This window comes from Luteibacter sp. P4_E6 (assembly GCF_056401535.1).
The window spans coordinates 1-1,415 of record NZ_JBFUJE010000773.1; the positions used below are offsets into that span (position 1 = coordinate 1).

1 protein-coding gene and 1 pseudogene are annotated in these 1,415 nt (G+C 59.0%); both read right to left on the reverse strand.

From position 1 onward, the window contains the following. Positions 1-33: 33 nt before the first annotated feature. Positions 34-482: pseudogene (locus tag AC1DT2_RS23360) on the reverse strand (transposase); the annotation flags it as partial. 43 nt (positions 483-525) lie between these two features. Continuing rightward, a partial coding sequence (locus AC1DT2_RS23365; protein ID WP_477299065.1) for an IS3 family transposase occupies positions 526-1,415 on the reverse strand: 890 nt, incomplete at its 5' end.

A 1,415-nucleotide genomic window follows, 5' to 3' on the forward strand; every position in this document is an offset into this window, starting at 1 on the left:
CGGCAGGCCACGCCGGCGGTTGGTCTGGAATTACTTGTCGAAGCGGCGCTCAGGGAATCGCTCAGCCAGCTCCGCTAAAAACGCGATGACGGGCTCGTCGCGATTAGGCGAGCGTCGTAGCGCGACGTAGATCGCGAGAAGCTAGTGCCTCATATGCCGTGCACTAGCTTCATCCGTGGCATTCCATCAGCCCAGTGATGAGCGGGCGCTTATGCGCCGGGTCTACAGCGTTTTTGCGATGATCCTTAAGCCCGTGGTTCTACATCGCCATATCCGCATACATGCGCTTTGAGCTGGTTGTGCTCTGCTTCCCTGTCACGCAGGTGATGAATATCCGACACCTCCACGCCGCCGTACTTCGATTTCCAGGTCTAGTAGGTCGTCTCGGAAATGCCCATATCTCGGCACATGTTCTTGACCTGCCTCCCGCCTTCGACCTGCTTCAGCGTCGCAGCGATCTGTCGGACAATTAGCCCTTGCACATCGTGGGTCTTGACGTCGTCCCATTTTCCCTACACGTTTAAACTAGAGTCGGGCCGCTTTTGACGTTGCTTCCTGACCTTTCAGTGCGTACTCGCTCGGGGTCAGATGACCAAGCGATCCGTGGGGTCGATGCTGGTTGTAGTCGTTCCGCCAGGCTTCCAGTTTTTGCCGCGCATCCTCGATCGATTCGAACGCATGCACGTTGAGGCACTCATCCCGCAAGCGACCGTTGAATGATTCGATCATACCGTTCTCCGTCGGACGTCCCGGGCGGATAAAGTCCAAGTGGATGCCATGGTTGTACGTCCATTCGTCAACGACCTTGCAGGTGAATTCGGTGCCGTTGTCTACCGTGATCGCCCGGGGCAGCGGATGCTGCGGACCCAGTCGATCGAACGCTTCGATGAGGCGTCGACCGTTCAACGAAAAATCGGCCTCCAGCAAGATACTCTCACGACTCCACTTATCGATCACCGTCAGCACTCGAAACGGCCTTCCCCTGACGAGCTGGTCATAGACGAAATCCATCGCCCAGTATTGGTGAGCGGCCGTCGGCGCGGGCGTCGGCCCCCGATGCAAGCTGATGACCTTGCGCCGGCGACGACGCATGCGCAGCTGCAGGCCTTCCAGGCAATACAGTCGGTGGACACGTTTACGCCCCACCGACCAGCCCTCGCGGCGCAGCATCACCGTGATGCGCTCGTAGCCAAATCGAGGGCGGGCCTGGGCCAGGTCTCGGATGCGCATGCGCAGTGCCGACTGATCCTTGGCCTGGCTCTTGTAGTACCACGTCGCGCGCTGAATCCCGGCCAGTCCGCATGCGCGTCGGGCGCTCACCTGAAATTGCTCATGGACCCAATCAGCAACGTCCCGGCGGCGGCCTGGCCTCAGATTTTTTTTCGAATGACTTCCGACAGAATTTGCTTGTCCAG